Below are 19,961 nucleotides of genomic sequence, written 5' to 3'. Positions count from 1 at the left end.
TTCTAGTAAGACGTCGAGTTGTGGACGCTGAAGTGGTAGAGGTTCCGCGCCGAGCCGTAGCGCTTGAAGTCCGCGGGGTTGTCGGTGCGGCCGGCGGCGGCGAGCAGCCCGGCGAGCTCCTCCAGGTGCTCGGCCTTCATCGGCTTCTCGATGCAGTCCGCCCCCAGGGAAGCTACGGATCCCTTGACGTAGATGCGGGCCTCGTAGATGGAGTCACCGAGGGCGTCCCCCGCATCGCCGCAGACCACGAGCCGGCCGGCCTGGGCCATGAAGGCGGACATGTGGCCGATGTTGCCGCCCACCACAATGTCCACGCCCTTCATGGAGATCCCGCAGCGGGCTCCTGCGTTTCCGTCGATCACCACGAGGCCGCCGTGGCCGGTGGCCGCGGCAGACTGGGAGGCGTCACCCTTTACATGAACCTTTCCGGACATGATGTTCTCGGCGAGTCCGACGCCGGCATTGCCGTTGACGGTCACCTCGCCTTTTTGGTGCATCCCGGCAGCGTAATAGCCTGCATGGCCGTTGATGGTGACAGAGACCTCGGCATTGATGCCGACGGCCAGGCTGTGCTTCCCGCCCGGGCTCTCGACAGTCCAGGACTGCCCGTCGACTGCATCGTGCAGGGCCTGGTTGAGCCGGCGGACCGGGCTGTCGGCGAGGTCCACGAGGGTCGAAAACTCGTCGGTGACCGTGGCGTAATCCTGCGTCTGGGTTTCGATCAGAGTGACCATGTGTAGACCTTTCCGGGTTCCGGTTCAAATATGCGGGCTGTGTCGATGCCTGGCAGGGATGCCAGAGCACGGTATTCGGAGGCCATGGCCACATAGTCGTCAGTTTCGGCGATGATGGCCGGCTTGCAGGCGATGGGGTCGCGGACCACTGCCATGCTGTCGGCAGTGGTGACGACGAGCGTGTAGAAGCCGTCGAAGACCTTGCCGAGATTGGTCAGGGCCTCTTCGAGGGTGTCGCCCTGCTTCAGGCGGGAGGCGATGTACCGGGCGCCGACTTCGGTGTCGTTGTCGGAGTCGAACACCACGCCTTCGCGCAGCAGGTCCCGGCGGACGGTGGCGTGGTTGGAGAACGAGCCGTTGTGGACCAGGCACAGGTCGTCGGCGACGGAGAACGGGTGGGATCCGCCGGCGGTGACGGCCGATTCCGTGGCCATCCGGGTGTGGGACAGGCCCTGGCTGCCGGCCATGGCCTCCAGCCCGTGCTCGGCGGCGATGTCCATCGGATGGCCCACGCCCTTCATCACGGCCACGTGTTCGCCGCGGCCGATGATGGTGGACTCCGGAAGGGTTTCGCGCACCGCCTTGGCGAGCAGCTCGGTATCGACGGCGGAGCTGACGAAGGTGGTATCACCCACCACTTTCACTGCTGTCCCGGCGGAGGCGGGCAGCAGGTTTTCCAGTGCCGCGGCGATCCCGGCTGTCGGCAGGGCCTGCTCCTTGCCCAGGAGGCTGAGCGTGGAGGTGTTGCCGGAAACGATGCCCGGGGTGTCATAGACGGCGAGGCCGGCGGAGTCCGGGCCGCGGTCCACGATCTGGCACATCATGGAGGACAGAAGGCTGCCCATCTGTGGGTGCAGCAGGGGGTTGCGCAGCTGCAGCGCGGCGATTCCGCACATTTCAGGGTCCTTTGCTTAGGTGGGGGCTGATTCTTGGTTGGAGCCGGTCAGATCGAGGTCAGATAGGTGCGGATTTCCCAGTCGCTCACTTGGTTGTGCCAGGTCAGGAACTCCTCTTCCTTGGCGTCGGCGTAGTACCGGCCGATCGCCTCGTTCCCGCTGAGGCTGGAGAGGATGACGGGATCCCGGCGCAGCGCCTCCACGGCGTGGAGCAGCGTTGCCGGCAGCAAATGCGCATCGGGCCGCGCTTCACCCGGACCGGACGGGGCTCCCGGGTCCGTTGCCCGGGCAATGCCGTCCAGCCCTGCCTCGATGGCAGTGGCAATGGCGAGGTAGGGGTTGGCCGAGCCGTCCCCGGAGCGCAACTCGATGCGCTTTTCGTCCGGAACGCGCACCATGTGGGTACGGTCATTGCCGCCGAACGACGCCTTCCGCGGCGACCATGTTGCCCCGGAGGAGCTGGTGGTGGCACCGCTGCGCTTGTAGGAATTCACTGTCGGTGCAAGGAAAGCCTGCAGCGCCGGTGCATGTTCGAGGAGGCCGCCGATGAACGAATAGGCGAGCTCTGAGAGCCCAAGGCCGCGGTCGCCGTCGTCCCCGGGGAAGAGGGCGTCAGCCCCTGACCACAGCGAGAGGTGGAAGTGCAGCCCCGTGCCGGTGCGGTCGGTAAAGGGCTTGGGCATGAAGGTTGCCGTCATGCCCCGCTGTTCGGCGAGGATGTTCAGGATGTAGCGCAGGGAGACCACGCGGTCGGCCGTGGTGAGGGCGTCGGCGTAGTTGAAGTTCTGCTCGAACTGCCCGGCGGCGTCCTCGTGGTCGCTGGCGTAGTTGCCCCAGCCCAGGCTGTTCATGGCCGTGGAGATCGACGTGAGGTGCTCGTACATGCGGGTCACGCCGCGAGCGTCATAACAGGGGCGGGGAGAGTCGTCGCGGGCGTCGGCGGTGCTGAGGGTGCCGTCGGCGTTCTTGTTGACGAGGAAGTATTCCACCTCGGCGCCGATCTTTGCCTGCATGCCCTTCCCGGCCAGGCGGCCGAGGGTGTTCTTGAGGATGACGCGGGGCGCGTAGGGCCAGGGCATGCCGTCGACATAGGGGTCACAGTGGATCAGCGCCAGGCCTTCTTTGATGAATGGCACCGGGGTGAAGGACGCGAGGTCGGGAACGGCAATGAGGTCGGAATCCTGCGGCTTCTGGCCGATGAGGCCGGCCGCGTAGCCGGCGAATCCCATGGCGCCTGCCTCGAGCTCGTCGGCGGCCTCGACCGGCACCAGCTTGGCGCACGGCTTGCCGGTCATGTCCACGAAAGTGGCCAGCAGGAAGCGCACATCGTGGGCCTTGGCGATGTCCGCCAGGGAGATCCGGCCGGCTTCCATTGAAACGGCGGTCTCCGTTGCTACTTCAGGTGTTGCGAGACTTGTCATCGGAACTGTCCTGTTCGGATTGGGGTTACCTGCGATGAAACGTTGTTGAACCACAGTAGCCAAAGCGATGTTACAAAAGTGCGCTCCGTTTGTTAAACCTGCGTGACGCGCGAGGACGGCGATAGCAACGGGAAGTTAACCCAAGTGAAACCCAACGTAGTTCACTAGCGTGAATCATTGTTTCACGTCACTACTCATGCAGTTCACAGGAGGTACAGGTGGAAAGCACCACCGCAGGCACACTCAGCAAGGCCGGCTCCATCCACAAAGTGGAGGGTGGCTACGTCGGTCTGCCGTCCATGAACGAGCCCGGCTGCGAGGCAGCCATCGGCGACTCCCTGTCCAACCCGGAGGGCGCGGCCATCAGCGCGGGCTTCTTCGAGCTCAAGGCCTCGGAACCGCTGGTGTACGAGTACACCTACGACGAGATGAAGGTAGTGGTGCAGGGGGAATTCGTCCTCACCGACCAGGCCACCGGCGACGTCACCCATGCCAGGGAACGGGATGTCCTGTTTTTCCCCAAGGGCACAACGGTCAAGTTTGAAACCCCGGACTACGCCCTGGGGTTTTACACCGGCCACAGGTCCTTCGCACCCTAGCCCGCGGCCATGGGACCCACGTCCGCACCCCCGTCCAGAACCATTTACGCGACGTTCGGCGCCGAAGCGCACTCTGGCGCCTGTCCTGAGGCCGGCAACGGACACCCATCCGGCACCAAATTCCGCCAGGAACTGGCGTTCGGGCAGGCATCGCCCGAGTCCCTGGAACGTCTGAAGGATGTCCTCAACCGGGCCCATGTGGGGGTCCGCCTTGTGATCGCCGGCCCGTCGGCTGACATCCTTGCCGCCCGCTCCGCCGCGGCGGAGTGCGGCATGGTGGAGGAAGAAATGACCCTGCAGTACCGGGGCACGGGCCACCGCCGCGTATTCTGCGCCCATTGCCGCACAACAACGTCCCTGCCGGAGGCGTCCGCCAATGAGATCGGCTGCAGCGGCTGCGCCACTGTCTTAGCCGTCTCGGAGCACTTCTCGCGGCGTCTCGCCGCTTACCTGGGCTACGCTGCCAACGCGGAGGAGGCGGCGTGACAGCCACAGCAGCACTGCGGGCAACGGCCGGCCCGAACGCCCTTCACCCCGGTTTGGCGGGCGGCCTCGAGCTGCAGGTTGCCGGCGTCGATGCCCAGACACCGTCCATCACCAGCATCAGGTTCACGGATCCGGCCGGCAGCCCGCTGCCAACATATGTTCCGGGGAGCCATCTGCTGATCCGGTGCGGCGACGGCGTCAACGCCTATTCCCTCACGGATTCAGGCAGGTCGCCGTCGGATTACAGCGTCTCGGTCCTCCGCGTTGCGAGCGGCGCGGGCGGATCAGCCGCCATGCACCGCCTCCGTGTTGGTGACCGGGTAACGGTTTCACACCCCCGCAGCGCCTTCGCCCCCCTGGCCACAGCCAGGCACCAGCTGCTCGTGGCGGGAGGGATTGGCGTCACGCCCATGCTCTCCCATGCGCGGGCCGCCGCTGAGCGGGGCACTCCGGCATCCATGCTCTACACGTACCGGGCCGGGGAAGGGGCTCATTTGCCGGAACTCAGGGAGCGGAAGGGCGTCTGCGGCGAATCTTCCATTCCAGTGCTCCGCGGCACCCCGCAGCACCGGGACCTGTACCTCGGCGAGGACCAGAAGGCTGCCGGCCGGACCATGATGTGCTGCGTTTCCCGCAGCCTGGACCAAGAATTGGAGCTCGATCTTTGAGCACCAACCTCATCCACCACGAAATCGACAGCGAAGCCGGGACCGGCCTGCCGGAGCGCATCACCCGCTTCCCGTTCCCGTTCCCCGGCGACAGCTACCGCTACAGCACCAACATCGAGCCAGCCCTCAAGCCGGTGGCCACCGAAGCCGGCGAATGGGGCACCCGCCTGCTGAACGTCGACGAACACTACCTGCAGGAACTCGGCGAGCGCACGACCGTGCTGCAGCGGGACCCGTCCCGGCTGCAGGTCCTGCCCCACATGGGCCCGGCCGTGTGGGACGCCATCACCACACTGCTGCCGATCCTGGCGGGGGAATACCCGGAAACGATGGCCTTCCACCGCGAAGGCGACTCCTGCCGGTGGCAGAACCGGAAGCAGGGCCTCGACCTCGAGTTCACGGCCGGCGTCGATGCGTCCCTGCCCGCCGAACCCCTCCTGTTCCTGGGCAGCCAGATCCAGGACGACATCGCCCTCCTGGACCAGCGCGAGAACGCCCTCTGGCTCGACGCCGGGCTGGTCACCTTCGCCGCTGACTGGTCCCTGGGATTCGACGTCGGCATGAAGTTCCTGGAAGTCCACGGCCCCGTCCCCCGCGTGCACGACGAGCAAATCATCACCCGTGCCCAGCAGTTCCTCATGAATCTCCAACCCGGAGAGATGTACCGGCGGACCAACTGGACCATGACCGTGGACCGGCGCCTGGACACCTCCACGGAGACCTACCCCGAGTGGGCACAGGACTGCAGCGCCGTCGTGGCGGACCCCGCCCTTCCCCGCAGGCTCCACCTGCGGGTGGAGGTCCAGCACCTCATCCGCCTCCCGCACTCGGGAGCAATCCTGTTCCTGGTCCGCACCCGCCTGCTGTCCCTGTCCGACATAGCCCGGGTACCGGCCTGGCGGGAACGCCTCGGCAGGGTCCTGGCCGAGCTCCCGCCTGACACGGCCGACTACAAGGGCATCAGCCGCTACCGCGAGGCAGCTTCCGCCTGGCTCCTGGCCGGCTGAGCGCCCGGCTGAACAAATCCGCCCCACCCTCAAGGCCGCATTGGCCGCCCCCTTCCGTCCCTGATTGGAGTTCCCATGAATTCTGGAGATGTTGCCTGGATTCTCGCCGCGAGTTCTTTGGTGTGCATGATGATCCCCGCGCTTGCCCTTTTCTACGGGGGCATGGTGGGTTCCCGCCGGATCCTGAACATGATGATGATGTGCTTCGGCGGCGTCAGCGTCGTCGCTGTCCTCTGGGCAGTGTTCGGCTACTCGATGGTCTTCGGCAATTCCCTCGGCGGCGCCGGCCTCCTCGGTGATCCCCTCGAATACCTCGGCCTGGGCCAGCTGCTGGCCGAGGATCCCGACGCCGCCCTGCCGCCGGCCCTTTTCGCAGCCTTCCAGCTGTTCTTCGCCGGAATTACTACTGCCATCATCGCCGGAGCCGCGGCGGGCCGGATGAAGTTCGGCGCCTGGATGACCTTCGCCGCCCTGTGGGCAGCCCTGGTCTACTTTCCGGTCGCCCACTGGGTCTTCGCCTTCAGCTCGGCGGACGCTTCCGTAACCGGCGGCTGGATCGTCAACAACCTCAAGGCGATCGACTTCGCCGGCGGAACGGCCGTGCACATGAACGCCGGCATCGCCGCCCTGGCCCTCGCACTGGTCCTGGGACGCAGCGCCGGCTGGCCCAAGAGCGAGCATGTCAAGCCGCACAGCCGCCCGTTGGTGCTGGTCGGCGCAGGACTGCTCTGGGCCGGCTGGTTCGGCTTCAACGCCGGCTCCGCCCTCACCGCCGGGCACTCCGCCTCGGTGGTGTTCCTGAACACGGCTGTTGCCGGCGCCGCCGGCCTGCTCGCCTGGGCGCTCGTGGAACGCATCAGGCTCGGCAGCGCCAGCAGCATGGGCGCCGCCTCCGGACTGATTTCCGCCCTCGTGGCCATCACCCCGGCATGCGGCGCCGTGAGCCCCCTGGGCGCGCTGGCCGTCGGAGTGATCGCCGGGGCCGTCTGCTCCCTGGCCATTGAACTGAAGTTCCGCCTCGGCTTCGACGACTCGCTCGACGTCGTCGGCGTGCACCTCATCGGCGGCATCATCGGAACCCTGCTGATCGGGTTCTTCGCCACGGACGCCGCCCCGAACGAGGTCAACGGGCTCTTCTACGGCGGAGGGTTTGACCTCCTCGGCATCCAGACAGTCGCAACCGTTGCCGTGCTTGCCTACTCCTTTGCGGTCACCTGGGTCATCGCCAAGGTCATCAACATCACCGTGGGCCTCCGCATCGACGAGGCAGCCGAGCTCCGCGGCATCGACATTGCCGCCCACTCCGAATCCGCCTACCTGATGGATGAGGAACCGGTGGAATTGGGGTCCCCGCACCGCGTCTGACAAACAGAATCAGACCCCGATAGGGGAAGGGCCGCCGCCCGCGCATGCAGTTAGCCTGCTATGCGAGGGCGGCGCGCTTGGTCGCGGGCTTAACCGTCGGAACTTAAACTGGGAGCGGAGGCGATGGCCTTCTCGCCCAGGAAGGTGTTTTGTGATTCGCCTGACAGCCACCGCAGATCCGGTCAAACCAGCCAGCGCCACCAGCGTGACCGCTCCGGTTCCGGCGTCGGTTCCGGCTCCGGCTCCTCGCCCAAGGCCAGCGCGGCCCCGACGATGTCGTCCGCGGTGAGCGTCATGACGGCCTCACGATCGAGCGCATCGAGACTTTGTTCCTCGTCGAGCGACAGCCGCAGCGCCTGGCGGTTGAGCGCCTGCTCGAACAGCGTGCGGGCGAACCGTGCGTTACCGGAGTCCTCGCCCGCGTGGAGGCCGGTGAGGATACGGCGCAACATCTGGTCCGCACCCGGCTCCAATGTGTACTCGTGCTGAGCCAGCATCTGGTGGAATATCGTCTGGAGTGCATCGACGGAGTAGTCGGGGAACGTGATCTCGCGGGCGAACCGGGAGCGCAGTCCCGGGTTCGAGAGCAAGAAGGACTCCATCAGCCGCGGGTACCCGGCCACGATCACGACCAGGCGGTGGCGGTGGTCCTCCATCCGCTTGAGCAGGACCTCGATCGCCTCGGGGCCGAAGTCCATCCGGCCGTCCTCCGGGGCCAGCGCGTAGGCCTCGTCGATGAACAGGACGCCGTCCAGCGCACGCCGGATCACGCGGTCCGTCTTGATGGCTGTCGCTCCGACGTACTGCCCCACCAGGCCCGAACGGTCGACTTCGACCAGGTGGCCTTTCTGCAGCAGACCGACCGCGCGGTACATCTCGGCCAGGAGCCGCGCCACGGTGGTCTTGCCCGTGCCCGGGTTTCCGAGGAACACCAGATGTTGTGACGTGGCCACCTCCGGCAGGCCGTGCGCCTTCCGGCGGGCCTGGACCTGGAGCAGTGCGACGAGGGCCCGCACCTGTTCCTTCACTGTCTCCAGTCCGACCAGGGCGTCGAGCTCAGTCTGCACCGCGGACAGCGGCCGGGCCGGTCCGGGCCTCGCACCGATGAGATCGCCGACCAGGTCGTCAACCCGCTCCGAACCGGGCAGCTTGAGCTGATCGGCCAGATGGCCGATGGTTTCGCGCAGGTCGTCGAGCGGATGGCGGCTGGCAGCCATGTATCCACTGTAGTACTCGATTCCCACGTATTGAACGCGGCAACCCATCCTGCCTCACGCGCGCGGGACAGAATTAACGGGTGAATGCAAAGGACTTTTACTGCATTTGACTACGCTGTTTCCTACGCAGAGGCGGGTCCTCGCCTGCACGGAAAACGCTAAACCATCAATTTTACGGGAGTGGGGCGTGTCTTCCCGAACCTGGTTCCGCCGGCGCGGGCGATACCTTTCTGCCCCGTGGGGCAAGGAGTAGAGCGCGTAACGCCTGGATGGTGTCGGCCTCCGCGGCCGTCTTGTCGTCACGGTAGCGCTTGACGCGCGCGAACCGAAGGGCGATTCCACCCGGATAGCGGGGAGAGTGTTGGACGCCGTCGATGGCGATCTCGACCACGGTGACCGGCTCGGTCCACACCGTACCCGCCGTACGCCGCACCTCCAACTCCTGGAACCTTTGAGTCTGCCATTGCAGCAGCGCATCGGTGAGGCCCTTGAAAGTCTTGCCCACCATCACGTAGCCGCCGGGTTCGCCGAACTCGCCAACAGGGTCCAGGGCTCCGAGGTGCAGGTTCGACAGCAGCCCGGTCCGCCGTCCTGACCCCCATTCGCAGGCGAGCACCACCAGGTCGTAGGTGAGCACCGGCTTCACCTTGATCCAGTTCGAACCCCGCCGCCCGGCGGCGTAGGCCGAGCCCACCGCCTTCACGACCACACCCTCATGGCCGGCGGCCAGCGCATCGCGCGACACGCCCTCGGCAACAGCCGCATCCGCAGTGATTTTCCCCGGGATGCGGTGACCGGGGGCGATGCGCTCGAGCACGCCGATGCGTGTGGACAGCGGCTCGTCGAGCAGGTCGCGCCCGTCGATGTGCAGCACGTCGAAAAACCACGGATGCAGCAGCGTGGTGCGCGCCGCGTTCGCCCCGAACCGTGACATGGTCTCCTGGAACGGCCGGGGGCCGCCGTCCTCGTCTAGGGCTAGAGTCTCGCCGTCGAGGATCACATCGCGCACGGGCAGTCCGCGCACCACCTCCACAACCTCAGGCAGCCGATGGGTCACTTCGGCCAGGGTTCGGGTGTAGATGCGCACGTCGTCGCCGGCACGGTGAACCTGGATGCGTGCGCCGTCGAGCTTGTATTCCACCGACGCTTCCCCCGTCGCCTCCAGCGCCTCGCTGGCACTGGCCGCGGTTGCGGCGAGCATGGGCTGCACGGGACGCCCGACGACGAGGCCGACAGCGTCAAGCTGGGCCGCGGTGCCCGTGATCGCCAGCAGGGCGGCCCAGCCGAGATCGCCGGAGAGCATCGCTGCGCGGCGTATGGCCTCGACCGGCCGGCCGGCGGCGCGGGCGACCGCATCCGTCAGTACGCCTTCGAGTGCACCGGTACGAAGTTCTCCGAGCAGCACGCCGGCGATGAAGGCCTGCTCTCGTTCGGTGGCTTCCGCCATCAGAGTCCGAAGGGTGGCGGCGCGTTCCACGGTCGAGCCAGCGCCTGCGGCTGCCTGCAGCCTGTCCAAGGCAGCGTCGAGGTGGGCAATAGTGAGATTCGGCTCAGGAGCGGACTCGCCACTGGCCGCCCTCATGCCGCTCCAGCCGATCCCGACTCGGCCCTGGCGAGGCTTAGCGGTGAGCAGGCCGACCGCCGTCGGGATGTCCGCGGGGTCGAGCCGGAGCAGAAGGTCTGCAAGTTCGTTGACCTTGGCGAGCCGGGAGCGGGTGGCAGCGACGGCTTCCAAGGTCCTCACGAGCACGTCGAGCAGCATGGCACCAGTCTGTCACGGCCGCTGGCTATGGACAGCGATTAGCCCCTGTTCCAGAATGGGCGCGTGGGAATCATCATCGCCAACCTGTTTGTCACTCTCGACGGCGTCTACCAGGCGCCGGGCGGCAGCGAAGAAGATACCGCGGACGGATTTGCCTTCGGTGGCTGGCAGGCGCCGGTGTCCGATGACGAGGCCGGCGCTGCCATCGGCGAGGAGATTGGCCGCATCGACGCCCTGCTCCTCGGCCGGAAGACCTACGACATTTTCGCGGCCTACTGGCCGCACCAGTCCGACGAGATCGGCGGCACGCTTAACCGGGTTCCCAAGTTCGTCGTCTCCAACTCACTGGTTGATCCCGCCTGGGCGGGCACCAAGGTGCTGCCAAATGCCGAGGCAGCGGGCCGGCTCCGTGAAGAGTTCGACGAGGTGCACATGTTCGGCAGCGGCGTCCTCATCCGGTCGCTACTGGCGGCGGACGTGCTCGACCGCCTCCACCTCTGGCTCTATCCGATCACCCTCGGACAGGGCAAGCGCATCTTCGACGCCGGGACCGTCCCCGCCTCCTTCCGCCTCGCCGTGCCGGCGCGCACGTTCCCGAAGGGGGCAGTGTCGCTGGTCTACGAACGAGCGGGCAGCGTGGCGACGCAGGACATGCGGGGCGGTTGATGGGCAAGGGCGGAGATCCCTTACGTCGAATCCCAGCCTCCGGCATGCTCCCACAGCAGCCCTCAGTCAATGTAGTGCACCGGACTCCAAGTGGCTCCGGGAAAGAACGGTTAGGCGAGGCGGAGCGATGGCGTGCGTTGTGCCGAACTTTCACCGGCACTGGAGCAGGATCGGGTTGCTGGCCTCTGGGGGCTCTTCGTCAACGGCGAACTCGATATCCTGCGGCGCCTGATGGATCCGCTCCAGCCTCTTGCCGAGCGTTGCCAGGGCCACCACCTCTTCGCCCTGCAGGCACAGCACGTCCCGGTCCGGACCTGGCATGACGGCACCCGTGCATGGTCAGGTTCCCAGGGATGCGGCGCCGGCCGTGCTGGTGCGGTCGGAGACCGGTGCGCCGTGGTCATGAACTTGGTTCACGGCCACGGCGCCATCGGCTTTTAGGCGTTGTTGGCTACAAGCTGCGGATAGACGGCCTCGATTGGTGCGCTGAGTGCGGCCTTGAGCTGCACAGATGTCTCGTCGGCCAGAACGTCGTACTCACCGGCTTCCACGGCATCCAATACGGTCCGCACGAGATCGGCGGGGTCCATCTTGGGATCGGTGGCGTCCGCAGCCATCGCCGTGTCGACATAGCCGACGTGCAGGCCCACTACATGGACCCCTGCGGGGGCGAGTTCCAGGCGCAACGAGTTGGTGGCCGACCAGAGGGCGGCCTTGGTGGCGCTGTAAATGCCGCCGACGGCGTACCAGCTCATTGCGGAGTGGATGTCGATGATCACCGATTCATCATTCGCGGACAGGATCGGCGCGAGTGCGCGGGCAAGGAACAGCGGCCCGAGGAAGTTCGTCTCCACGTTCGTGCGGATTTCCTCCTCGGTGTGGGTAAGTATCCCGGCGCTGGCCACAGAGGCTCCGGCATTGTTGATTAACACCGTGACGTCCCCGGCGGCCTCGACTGCCGCTTGGATGGATGCGGGGTCGGTGACATCGAGGGTGAGCGGGACGATGCGCTCGTCATCCCAGGTGCGGGGGCTGCGGGCGGTGGCGTAGACCTTGCTGGCGCCGCGGGCGAGGGCGTCGTTGACGAAGTGGGCTCCGATGCCGCCGTTTGCTCCGGTGACGAGGACGACTGCTCCATTGAGTGAAGGCATTTCAAGGTTCTTTCTTGTTGCGGGGTGCATCCGCAGCGGTGGGCGCGCATGGTTTCTTGTTGGTTATGTTTGAGCCGCCTATCGGCTGGCCCGGGGAGTGGCCGCGCGGCGGCCGGCTGACCGGCCTCCGATCAGGCGGGGGCCAGGGCCGGCTTTCCGTAGCGGACCACGAGCACCGCCGTCGGCCACACGTCCCTGAAAGAGCGGAGGAGCTCGTCGTCGCCGACATGGTGCAGGTGCAGGTAGGCCAGGTTCAGCCTGGCGAGCTCAGTGACCAGGTGCCGGTACTGAGAGCGCGCGCGCTCGGTGTCGCCCTCGTCGATTCCGCCCAACGGCATGCCGGGGGAGAGGCGGATTCCAACCCGGTCTGCCCCGATTTCATCCGCGACTGGAGCCAGCGCAGTAGTGATTTTCATACCCGATCGATCAAAGGACCCCTTTCACATGACCTCGTCCTCTCTCTGGCAACCATTCACCCTCGGCCGCTTGGAAGGTGCTCCCGCCGGGGAGGGAGCGAAATCGAGGATTAGTGATTCTAATCATAACTGAGCATACTCAGTTTATGTTCCCGAGGAAGTGGGAGGTCAGCCTCTGGCGGCACTGGAGGGGGACTGGCAGGATGATCGAGGCGCCGGACTGCTATCAGCGGTCCGCCCGTTAGAGCCCCTTTGCTTGTGCGATAAGTCGGCTGGGGGAGCGCCGCTTTTTTGCCGGCTCCGCCACCCACCGTGATCGAGCGTGTGGGCTCGGGAGCAACAAGCTAGTTCGGTGCGCCCGGGCCGGATCCGCCTGCTGGATTCGTTTTCTGGGCAGCATCCCGCGTGGTAGTACGGATCCGGTAGAGGCTGGTGGTTGCTGTTATGAAGAGATCGCGGCCATCCGGGCCGCCGAAGCACAGGTTCGACACCCGCTCGGGCAACGGAAGAGTCGCGAGAAGTTCGGCCGACGGGGAGTAGACCTGTATCGAAGGCCCTGCCGAAGTCCAGATCCTGCCTTCAACATCGACACGGAGGCCGTCGGCCGGGTGATCGTCGTCGAACTCAAGGAAGGTACCGGTGGGGCGGCAGGAACCGTCGCTTACGGCGTACGCGGCAATCCGCAGCGGCACGCCGTGACTGGCACCGGCGGTGTCCGCCACGTACAGCACGGATTCGTCGGGTGAAAACGCGAGACCGTTCGGGTGGACCAGGTCTTTGATCTCGTCAGTGAGCGTGTCGGTCGCCGGCTCGTAGCGGAAGACGTAGCAACCGCCGTACTCCTGGGCGCCCTCGTGCCCCTCCACGGTGCCGGGCAGGATCCCGTAGGGCGGGTCGGTGAACCAGATCGTCCCGTCTCGGGCGGTCACCACATCGTTGGGCGAGTTCAGCCGCCTGCCCCCGAAGGAGTCGACCAGGGCGGTCACAGTCCCTTCGCGGTCGCGCTCAACCCGGCGCCGTCCGTGGCTGCACTGCACAACGCTGCCATCGGCGTCCAGGGTCCGGCCATTGGTGAACTCGACTCCCGTTGCATACTCGCGGGTCATTCCCGTCGCGGGGTAGAACTCGAGTATGCGGTCGTTCGGTATGTCGCTCCAGCGCACGGCCTCGGATGAGGGCACCCACACCGGGCCTTCGGCCCACACGGTGCCGTTGAAGAGCCGCTCCACTCGGCCAGTCATCAGTTCCGGACCCATGCAATCTCCTCCTTTGATCCACCTAGTATTCCCGCCTGCCATGGCGGAGCCTGTTACGGCACGCGCGACCGCTGGTTTCCGCCAACGAGCTCTTTTAGTAGGAACAAGTATCCGTCCGTCTGTTGAACCGTTTTCGTCAAGGCTTCCGCTGCCCGGATTGAAAAGCTGAATCACCTGCCGGGACGGTTGGGGCTTGGACTATTGCGTTGCTTTGATTTCGTGGATGGTCAGGTTCCGGAAGGTGGCGGCTCCTTCATGGGCGTAAAGCCGGATTCCGTTGTCGCCTTCAAGCGGGAACACCCGGTGTGAGTGCACCACCCGTCCGTCTCCCACGAACATCTCCACGCTCGTGAGGTCCACGAGGATGCGGATGGTGAGCCGGCCAGTCGAGGAATCGATCGGAGTCTGGGTTTCGCCGCCGGTTGGGTTGATCGTTGGCCGCCTGTTGAGATACGCGAAGGGGCCTCGCAGGAAAGCACCGGCGGCAACATGCCTGCCGCCACCCTGTGCGCGGCATACTTCAAGACCCACGTTGCAGTTCGGTCATGCGGAGGCCTTCACTTGAGCGTTCGACGCCGGGAGGTTGGGTTGCGTCGGTTCGCTCGCCAGGGCATGGCCGTCGGCACCAGCCCACGGCTGGTAGAGATGGCAGCGCACCCAATGGCGGTTTTCGGGGTCTCCAACCTGATGGCGCACGGGTTCTTCGGCCGAACAGGCTTGGTTCGGGTCGCCGTCGTAAGCGCAGTTCGTCGAAGCCATGACCGCTTGCCGCAGTTCGGCCCGGCGCACGGGATCGTACGAGCCTGCCCGGGCGGGGTCCGGGACAGCCGAAACCAGGAGTTGCGTGTAGGGGTGCGCGGGGTTTGACAGCAGGTCCAGGGACTCGCCTTCTTCAACGAGTTCGCCGGCGAACATGACTGCTGTCCGGTCCGCCAGGTAGCGGGCGGATGCGAGGTCGTGTGTGATGTAGAGCATGGAGATTCCCTGCTCGTCGCGGAGCTTTCGCATCAGGTTCAGCACGCCGATCCGGACGGAAACATCCAGCATGGAGGTGGGCTCGTCGGCCAGGATGACTTGTGGTTCGACGGCGAGGGCCCGGGCAATCGCAACACGTTGGCGCTGACCGCCGGAGAGCTCGTGCGGATAGGAGTTCAGCATGTCAGCCTGCAGGCCCACAGTGATCATGAGTTCTTTGAGCCGCCGCTGGGTCTCTTCCTCGGCACCGCCACTCTTGCCGTGGATCGCCAACGAACGCCGCAGGAAATGCTCGATCCTGTGGGCCGGGTTCAGGGAACCGAAGGGGTCCTGGAAAACCATCTGCAGCTGGGATCGAAACGCACGCGACGCGTGGAAACGATCGCGTTTGAGGATGTCGACGCCGTCGATCAGGATCGCGCCGGCGTTCGGCTTCTCGAGCCGGGCAACACAGCGGGCCAACGTGCTCTTGCCGGAACCGGACTCCCCGACAAGCGCCACGATTTCGCCGCGGTCAAGAGTCAAGTCGACACCGTGCAGGGCGCGGACCGACGCGCGGGTGAACAGCCCTCCAATGGGGAACGACTTGCCCAGGCCACGAATTTCAAGGGCCGGGGTGCTGGTGGTGGAACCAGCCGCCGGGGATGTTAGGGAGTGGCTCATCGTGCGGCTCCTGCCAGGGTTGCGGAATCAATCGCTGAAGCGTCGGCACTCACCGGAGCCACGAAATGCCCGGGTGCCGCCTCACTGAGGTCCGGGATGTTCCGGAACTTCACGCCGTCGGGCAGTCCCGTCAGCGGAACCCGCGGGCCGGTGAGCGGCGGGAACGCGCCCATCAGCGCCTGGGTGTAGGGGTGGCGGGGGTTGGCGTAGACGTCCTGGGCCTTCGCGGTCTCCACGATCCTGCCGGCGTACATCACGGCCATGCGGTGCGAAAGTTCCACCATGAGCGACATATCGTGCGTGATGAAGAGGACAGAGAAGCCGAGCTCGCGCTGGAGTTCCTTGATCTGAGCCATAATCTCCTGCTGCACCACCACGTCCAGCGCGGTGGTGGGCTCGTCGAGGATCAACAGCGACGGCTTGAGCGCCACGGCCATCGCTATCACAGCCCGTTGACGCATGCCGCCCGAGAGCTGGTGCGGGTAGGACTTGAGGCGCGCGGGGTCGATCCTCACGAGTTCCAGCAGTTCACCCGCGCGCCGCAGGGACTCCTTGCGGGAGTAACCGGCGTGGGTGGTGAAAATGTCCACGATCTGTTCGCCGATGGTCAGCACCGGATTGAGCGAGTTCATGGCTGACTGGAAGACCATGGCCACGTCCTGCCAGCGGAAGCGCCGCAGCTCCTCCGGGCTCATGGCCAGGACGTCCTTGCCGCCGAAGGAAATGCTGCCGCCTGCGATCTTCGCGGGATCCTTCAGGAGCCGCATGATCGAGTTGGCGATGGTGGACTTCCCACAGCCTGACTCCCCGGCGAGGCCGAACACCTCACCGGTGCCGATGCTGAAGGAAACGCGGTCTACGGCGGTGGTGGAGCGGGTGTCGCCGATGTACTTGACGGTGAGGTCCTTGACGTCCAGGACGGGTGCGTGGGAGCCGAAGGAAACTTGGGAGATGGTCATTTGGAGGCGCTCCTTTCGGTATCTTTCGGAGTTTTGATCTTCCGTAGCCGCGGGTTGGTGACCTCGTCCACGGCGTAGTTGATGAGGGCAAGAGCGAAGGCGACCAGCGCGATGCAAACGCCTGAGGGCACGAAGACCCACCAGCTGCCAGTGAGCAGGGCGCCTTCGTTGCCGGCCCAGAAGAGATTGTTGCCCCAAGAGACCGTGCTGACATCGCCCAGGCCCAGGAACTCCAGGCCCGCTTGCGCGCCGATGCCGTAGATCACGCAGGCCAGCAGGGTACCCATGACGATCGAGGCCATGTTCGGCAGGATCTCGCGGAACATGATCCGGCCCGCCCGTTCGCCGGACACCACGGCCGCGGCTACAAAGTCCTTGGAGCGGATGGACAGTGCCTGCGACCGCAACACACGTGCCGATCCCGCCCACCCCGTGACGACGAGTACAAGAATCACGGTGCCAAGGCCCGGAGGCAGGAACGCGGCAAGGATGACCAGCAGCGGCAGGCCGGGAAGAAGCAGGAAGACGTTGGTTACCAGGGACAGCGCTTCGTCGATGAACTTGCCGAAGTACGCGGAGGCAAGTCCCACCAGGATACCGATGAAGGTTGACGCGAGGCCCACGCTTAGCCCCACGAACAAGGAACTCCGGGAGCCGTGGACGGTCAGCGCGAGCACGTCCTGTCCCTTGGCTGTAGTTCCCAGCCAGTGCTCCGCTGATGGTTCCAGGGAGGCCATGGCGGTGATCCGCGACGGGTCGCCGGGAAAAAGCACTGGTGCCAGCAGGGCCAGTGCGATGAAGACGAGCATCACGGCCATGCCGGTCAGTGCCTTCTTGTTGGTGATAAGTCCGTGGACGAAACTGCGGTTGGGCTTGCGGGCCGCGGTGGTTTTGCCGGCCGTCTTGCCGGGCTGCTTCAGAATTGCGGTTGTCATGATCGGTCCCTCAGTTGCTGCGCACGCGCGGGTCGAGGCGGACATAGAGGATGTCCACCAGGAAGTTGGCCAGCAGCACGGCGGCGGTAATGGTCAGGAACAGGCCCTGCATGAGCGGGTAGTCCAGGCCCTGCACGGCGTTCAGCAGTTGGTAGCCCACGCCCGGGTAGGCGAACACCACCTCGGTGAGCAGCGCACCGCCCACTACGAAGCCCAGGCTCATGCCGAAGCTGGTCACGGACGGCAGCATGGCGTTGCGGGCGGCGTAGCGGAGCATGATGCGTCCGGGGCGCAGGCCCTTGGCCTCGGCCATGGTGATGTAGTCCTCGGAGTTGGTGGCAATCATGGTGTTGCGCATGCCGAGCATCCAGCCGCCCACCGAGACCAGCACGATGGTCAACGCGGGCAGCACCAAGTGCGCACCGGCGTCGGAGATGAACTCCCAGGTGAATCCGGGTTCCAGGCCGTCGCTGAACGCATGGCGCAGCGGGGACCAGCCCAGGATCACGCCGAACAGGTACAGCGCGCCCATCGCCAGCCAGAAGTACGGGAAGGAGCCGATGAAGATCAGCAGGGGCGGCAGGGCCGAGTCGATCGCGCCGCCGCGCCGCCAGGCGGCCAGGATGCCCAGGAGATTACCCACGACGGCGGCAATCACCAGAGAGGTTCCGCCCAGCAGGAGCGTCCAGCCGATCTGGGAGGCGATGACCTCCGTGACGGGCGTGGGGAAGCGGGAGATGGAAATACCCATGTTGCCGGTGACGATGTTGTGCATGTAGTCGGCGTACTGCTCCCAGATGGGGCGGTCGTCGACGCCGAGGAGCTTGCGCAGCGCCTCCAGTTGTTCGGGCTGCATCTTGCCCTGGGTGCGGGCAAACATGCGGGAGACAGGGTCACCGGGCATGAAGCGCGGGAGCAGGAAATTCAGCGTGATGGATGCCCAGAAGGCGATCAGGTAGAAACCTAAACGGCGCAGGATGAAGCGCACGGTTTCCCTCCATTCGGGAATTGCGGAGATGGGGGCGGTATGCCCGACGCGTAATCCGGCGCCGGGCATACCGGTCGTGGGCCCCGCCAGGGGCTACAGCAGAACCGTTACTTGCGTGGTTCCAGCGTGGTTAGGACAAGCACCGTCGTGGCGGACCGGTCCGAGAGGGTTGCGTAGGCGTTCTCTTCGGTGGGCCAGCCGGTGAAGCGGGTGTCGTTGTAGGCGCCCCATTCCGGGCCGGAGAAGAGCGGCACCAGCGGTGCCACCTCGTTGTACTCCTCCTGGAGCTTGTAGGCGATGTCCTTCTGCTTGGTTTCGTCACCGCTCGCGGCGAATTCCTTCAGGAGGGCGTCGGCCTTCGGATCGCCGAAGCGGTGGTAGTTGTCGAAGGTCTTGGTCCCGACGGGCTTGACCGAGGCGGTGCCCATGGAGTTGTTGAAGTACTTGTACGGGCTGGGATCGTTGGCGCTCCAGACGATGCCGGAATCGAAGGTGCCCTGTTCGTAGCCGGCCACCACCGAGGCCCAGTCCGGGGAGTCCACCCTGGCAGTGACGCCCACGGCCTGCAGGTTCTGGGAGATCACGTTGGCCACGGAGAGCCAGTCCGAAGAGCTGGCGCCCACGGAAATCTTGAACTCGAAGGGCTTGCCGTCCTTGAGGGTGCGCTTGCCGTCGGCGCCCTTGGCATAGCCTGCCTCGTCCAGCAGCTTGTTGGCTTCGTCCACGTTGAGCTTGGTCCAGCTGCAGTTGTCCTTGACAGCCGGGTTCTTCCAGCTCTCGTAATGGCCGGAGAGGCCGGTGCAGTCGGCGGGCTGGGCGTAGCCGCTCATGCCGATCTTGGTGACCTGGTCCCGGTCAACGGCCATGCTGAGCGCCTTGCGGACCTGGGGATCGTTGAACGGGGCCTTGGTGGTGTTGAGCTGCCAGTTGATCATGGCGCCCGTGGGCGGGAACCAATAGTGGCGGTGTTCCTTGTCCTTGGAGACGAAGGTCTTCTCGATGTTCGGAATGTATTGCGTGGCCCAGTCGACGTCGCCGTTCGCGGCGGCGAGGTTGGCTGCATCGTTGCCGGACATGGCCAGCATCTTGATGCCGGCGATCTTCTGCTTTTCCGGCTGCCAGTAGTTGGGGTTCTTCTTCAGTACGAAGGACTGGGCCTGGAAGGACTCCACCTCGGTGTACGGGCCGGTGCCCACGGGCTTGGCGTTGGCATCCTTGCCGGGATCCTTCACTGCGGACCAGACGTGCTTGGGCAGGATGGGGAGCTGCCCGACTTCGTAGAGGGCCGGTGACCACGGGGTGTTGAAGCTGAAGGTAACCTTGTTGCTTCCCTCGGCCGCGACCTCTTTCAGGTATTCGAAGCCGCCCTTGATCTTCTTCTGCAGCTGGAATGTCAGTACTACGTCCTCGGCCACGAGCGGCTTGCCGTCGGACCACTTCACGCCGTCCCGCAGGGTGAAGGTGATGGACTTGCCGTCGTTGGCCACGTCCCATTTGGTGGCGAGCCACGGCACCGCATCGCCCTTGAGCGGGTTGGAAATGAGCAGTGGCTCGTAGATTGCCTGCTGGACCATCGGGGTCACGGTGGGGGCGAACGGATTGAAGTTGCGGTCAAAGGTGCTCATGTCCTCACGCGGAATGGTGAGAAAGGCGCTGGCGTTCGCTGCGGCGTCGGTGCCGGCAGGCTTGTTGACGGTGGCTGCACAGCCGGTCAGCAGCAGTGCGCCTACCGCCAGCCCGGCTGCCGTCACGCGGGCAGCCCTCAGGAATCGGGGTTGTGTCATGATGGTTATCTCT

At 65.5% G+C, this 19,961-nt stretch carries 21 protein-coding genes; 6 read left to right on the top strand and 15 right to left on the bottom strand.

What is annotated here, in order from left to right:
- Positions 1–2 precede the first annotated feature (2 nt).
- From AC57BR_RS08455 to glnT, 3 genes are read right to left on the bottom strand one after another with little or no spacing between them, the layout of a single operon-like run.
- Positions 3–734, bottom strand: coding sequence for a protein glxC (locus tag AC57BR_RS08455; RefSeq protein WP_496359436.1), 732 nt, complete (start codon positions 732–734; stop codon positions 3–5).
- Entirely contained in the window at positions 722–1,630 is a 909-nt protein-coding gene (locus tag AC57BR_RS08450; protein WP_496359434.1) for a class II glutamine amidotransferase domain-containing protein, read from the bottom strand. The genes AC57BR_RS08455 and AC57BR_RS08450 overlap by 13 nt, the downstream gene beginning before the upstream one ends.
- 47 nt (positions 1,631–1,677) lie before the next feature.
- Entirely contained in the window at positions 1,678–3,051 is a 1,374-nt protein-coding gene (gene glnT / locus AC57BR_RS08445) for a type III glutamate--ammonia ligase (protein WP_496359432.1), read from the bottom strand.
- Positions 3,052–3,269: 218 nt separating this feature from the next.
- On the opposite strand from glnT, the gene AC57BR_RS08440 reads away from it, so the two are divergent.
- The 5 genes from AC57BR_RS08440 to AC57BR_RS08420 all read left to right on the top strand — a co-directional run bounded on the left by AC57BR_RS08440 (position 3,270) and on the right by AC57BR_RS08420 (position 7,176).
- Positions 3,270–3,650, top strand: coding sequence for a cupin domain-containing protein (locus tag AC57BR_RS08440; RefSeq protein WP_496359430.1), 381 nt, complete (start codon positions 3,270–3,272; stop codon positions 3,648–3,650).
- Positions 3,651–3,659: 9 nt separating this feature from the next.
- Positions 3,660–4,136, top strand: coding sequence for a dimethylamine monooxygenase subunit DmmA family protein (locus AC57BR_RS08435; protein WP_496359428.1), 477 nt, complete (start codon positions 3,660–3,662; stop codon positions 4,134–4,136).
- Positions 4,133–4,804, top strand: coding sequence for a hypothetical protein (locus AC57BR_RS08430; RefSeq protein ID WP_496359426.1), 672 nt, complete (start codon positions 4,133–4,135; stop codon positions 4,802–4,804). The genes AC57BR_RS08435 and AC57BR_RS08430 overlap by 4 nt, the downstream gene beginning before the upstream one ends.
- Positions 4,801–5,811: a heme-dependent oxidative N-demethylase family protein gene (locus AC57BR_RS08425; protein ID WP_496359424.1), complete on the top strand. Its 1,011-nt coding sequence runs from the start codon at positions 4,801–4,803 to the stop codon at positions 5,809–5,811. Before AC57BR_RS08430 ends, AC57BR_RS08425 begins: the two co-directional genes overlap by 4 nt.
- A gap of 75 nt (positions 5,812–5,886) precedes the next feature.
- Positions 5,887–7,176 (top strand): ammonium transporter, encoded by a 1,290-nt coding sequence (locus tag AC57BR_RS08420; protein WP_496359422.1) that lies wholly within the window; start codon positions 5,887–5,889, stop codon positions 7,174–7,176.
- Positions 7,177–7,358: 182 nt separating this feature from the next.
- On the opposite strand, the gene AC57BR_RS08415 is transcribed toward AC57BR_RS08420, so the two are convergent.
- On the bottom strand, positions 7,359–8,393 hold the full coding sequence (locus AC57BR_RS08415) for an AAA family ATPase (RefSeq protein ID WP_496359420.1): 1,035 nt from the start codon (positions 8,391–8,393) through the stop codon (positions 7,359–7,361).
- Positions 8,394–8,565: 172 nt separating this feature from the next.
- The gene (locus tag AC57BR_RS08410) at positions 8,566–10,155 is read right to left on the bottom strand and encodes an ATP-dependent DNA ligase (RefSeq protein WP_496359418.1); all 1,590 of its coding nucleotides are present in this window, start codon (positions 10,153–10,155) and stop codon (positions 8,566–8,568) included.
- A 63-nt stretch (positions 10,156–10,218) separates the two neighbouring features.
- Here AC57BR_RS08410 and AC57BR_RS08405 point away from each other — a divergent pair, with 63 nt between their 5' ends.
- Positions 10,219–10,821, top strand: a complete 603-nt coding sequence (locus AC57BR_RS08405) for a dihydrofolate reductase family protein (RefSeq protein ID WP_496359416.1) — start codon at positions 10,219–10,221, stop codon at positions 10,819–10,821.
- Positions 10,822–10,971: 150 nt separating this feature from the next.
- Here AC57BR_RS08405 and AC57BR_RS08400 read toward each other — a convergent pair whose 3' ends face one another.
- From AC57BR_RS08400 to AC57BR_RS08355, 10 genes are all read right to left on the bottom strand, one after another.
- A complete protein-coding gene (locus AC57BR_RS08400) occupies positions 10,972–11,142 on the bottom strand; it encodes a PEP/pyruvate-binding domain-containing protein (RefSeq protein WP_496359414.1) in 171 nt (56 codons plus the stop codon).
- A gap of 116 nt (positions 11,143–11,258) precedes the next feature.
- Positions 11,259–11,972, bottom strand: a complete 714-nt coding sequence (locus AC57BR_RS08395) for an SDR family oxidoreductase (RefSeq protein WP_496359412.1) — start codon at positions 11,970–11,972, stop codon at positions 11,259–11,261.
- 131 nt (positions 11,973–12,103) lie between these two features.
- The gene (locus AC57BR_RS08390; protein WP_496359410.1) at positions 12,104–12,388 is read right to left on the bottom strand and encodes a hypothetical protein; all 285 of its coding nucleotides are present in this window, start codon (positions 12,386–12,388) and stop codon (positions 12,104–12,106) included.
- Positions 12,389–12,732: 344 nt separating this feature from the next.
- Positions 12,733–13,644 (bottom strand): SMP-30/gluconolactonase/LRE family protein, encoded by a 912-nt coding sequence (locus tag AC57BR_RS08385; protein WP_496359408.1) that lies wholly within the window; start codon positions 13,642–13,644, stop codon positions 12,733–12,735.
- Positions 13,645–13,842: 198 nt separating this feature from the next.
- Positions 13,843–14,175, bottom strand: a complete 333-nt coding sequence (locus tag AC57BR_RS08380; protein WP_496359406.1) for a GH32 C-terminal domain-containing protein — start codon at positions 14,173–14,175, stop codon at positions 13,843–13,845.
- 12 nt (positions 14,176–14,187) lie between these two features.
- A complete protein-coding gene (locus AC57BR_RS08375; protein ID WP_496359404.1) occupies positions 14,188–15,282 on the bottom strand; it encodes an ATP-binding cassette domain-containing protein in 1,095 nt (364 codons plus the stop codon).
- On the bottom strand, positions 15,279–16,241 hold the full coding sequence (locus tag AC57BR_RS08370; protein ID WP_496359401.1) for an ABC transporter ATP-binding protein: 963 nt from the start codon (positions 16,239–16,241) through the stop codon (positions 15,279–15,281). The genes AC57BR_RS08375 and AC57BR_RS08370 overlap by 4 nt, the downstream gene beginning before the upstream one ends.
- On the bottom strand, positions 16,238–17,176 hold the full coding sequence (locus AC57BR_RS08365; protein ID WP_496359399.1) for an ABC transporter permease: 939 nt from the start codon (positions 17,174–17,176) through the stop codon (positions 16,238–16,240). Before AC57BR_RS08365 ends, AC57BR_RS08370 begins: the two co-directional genes overlap by 4 nt.
- A 10-nt stretch (positions 17,177–17,186) precedes the next feature.
- Positions 17,187–18,164: an ABC transporter permease gene (locus tag AC57BR_RS08360; protein ID WP_496359397.1), complete on the bottom strand. Its 978-nt coding sequence runs from the start codon at positions 18,162–18,164 to the stop codon at positions 17,187–17,189.
- A gap of 107 nt (positions 18,165–18,271) precedes the next feature.
- Entirely contained in the window at positions 18,272–19,948 is a 1,677-nt protein-coding gene (locus tag AC57BR_RS08355) for an ABC transporter substrate-binding protein (RefSeq protein ID WP_496359394.1), read from the bottom strand.
- Positions 19,949–19,961: the final 13 nt, after the last annotated feature.

The organism is Arthrobacter sp. BGA-UO-ETr-C19 (assembly GCF_059568005.1).
Note: the sequence above shows the minus strand (reverse complement) of the source record. Positions and strands in the feature narration are given on the sequence as shown.

Bases quoted from the DNA above. Each gene is read 5' to 3' on its own strand.
- AC57BR_RS08455 (WP_496359436.1), bottom strand. From the start codon at position 734: ATGGTCACTCTGATCGAAACCCAGACGCAGGATTACGCCACGGTCACC.
- AC57BR_RS08450 (WP_496359434.1), bottom strand. From the start codon at position 1,630: ATGTGCGGAATCGCCGCGCTGCAGCTGCGCAACCCCCTGCTGCACCCA.
- glnT (WP_496359432.1), bottom strand. From the start codon at position 3,051: ATGACAAGTCTCGCAACACCTGAAGTAGCAACGGAGACCGCCGTTTCA.
- AC57BR_RS08435 (WP_496359428.1), top strand. From the start codon at position 3,660: ATGGGACCCACGTCCGCACCCCCGTCCAGAACCATTTACGCGACGTTC.
- AC57BR_RS08420 (WP_496359422.1), top strand. From the start codon at position 5,887: ATGAATTCTGGAGATGTTGCCTGGATTCTCGCCGCGAGTTCTTTGGTG.
- AC57BR_RS08415 (WP_496359420.1), bottom strand. From the start codon at position 8,393: ATGGCTGCCAGCCGCCATCCGCTCGACGACCTGCGCGAAACCATCGGC.
- AC57BR_RS08410 (WP_496359418.1), bottom strand. From the start codon at position 10,155: ATGCTGCTCGACGTGCTCGTGAGGACCTTGGAAGCCGTCGCTGCCACC.
- AC57BR_RS08400 (WP_496359414.1), bottom strand. From the start codon at position 11,142: ATGCCAGGTCCGGACCGGGACGTGCTGTGCCTGCAGGGCGAAGAGGTG.
- AC57BR_RS08395 (WP_496359412.1), bottom strand. From the start codon at position 11,972: ATGCCTTCACTCAATGGAGCAGTCGTCCTCGTCACCGGAGCAAACGGC.
- AC57BR_RS08390 (WP_496359410.1), bottom strand. From the start codon at position 12,388: ATGAAAATCACTACTGCGCTGGCTCCAGTCGCGGATGAAATCGGGGCA.
- AC57BR_RS08385 (WP_496359408.1), bottom strand. From the start codon at position 13,644: ATGGGTCCGGAACTGATGACTGGCCGAGTGGAGCGGCTCTTCAACGGC.
- AC57BR_RS08375 (WP_496359404.1), bottom strand. From the start codon at position 15,282: ATGAGCCACTCCCTAACATCCCCGGCGGCTGGTTCCACCACCAGCACC.
- AC57BR_RS08370 (WP_496359401.1), bottom strand. From the start codon at position 16,241: ATGACCATCTCCCAAGTTTCCTTCGGCTCCCACGCACCCGTCCTGGAC.
- AC57BR_RS08365 (WP_496359399.1), bottom strand. From the start codon at position 17,176: ATGACAACCGCAATTCTGAAGCAGCCCGGCAAGACGGCCGGCAAAACC.
- AC57BR_RS08355 (WP_496359394.1), bottom strand. From the start codon at position 19,948: ATGACACAACCCCGATTCCTGAGGGCTGCCCGCGTGACGGCAGCCGGG.